The sequence below is a fragment of the Marinicauda pacifica genome (assembly GCF_004793635.1).
GTDB lineage: Bacteria > Pseudomonadota > Alphaproteobacteria > Caulobacterales > Maricaulaceae > Marinicauda > Marinicauda pacifica.
On sequence record NZ_SRXV01000039.1, the window covers coordinates 1 to 321 of the forward strand.

At 62.3% G+C, this 321-nt stretch carries 1 pseudogene; it reads right to left on the reverse strand.

Annotated features, from left to right (window positions below):
* Nucleotides 1-321, reverse strand: a pseudogene (locus E5162_RS14315) (thiazole synthase); the annotation flags it as partial.

Consider the following 321-nt stretch of genomic DNA (forward strand, 5'->3'; position numbering starts at 1 on the left):
ATATTGACCGGGTTCTGGATGCCGAGCCCCGAGCCGATGGGCGCGCCCAACGGCATGATGGCGCAACATCCAGCCTCTTCCAGGCGCTTGGCGTAGACCGGGTCAGCGGAGCAATAGACCATCACCTCGAAGCCCTCCTTGAGCAGCATTTCGGCTGCGCGCAGGGTCTCGGCCATGTCGGGATAGAGATGTTTCGGGTCTGACAGCACTTCCAGCTTCACAAGATTCCAGCCTCCCGCCTCCCGCGCGAGGCGCAGCGTCCGGACTGCGTCTTCACCGGTAAAGCAGCCTGCAGTATTGGGCAGGAAGACATAGCGCTCC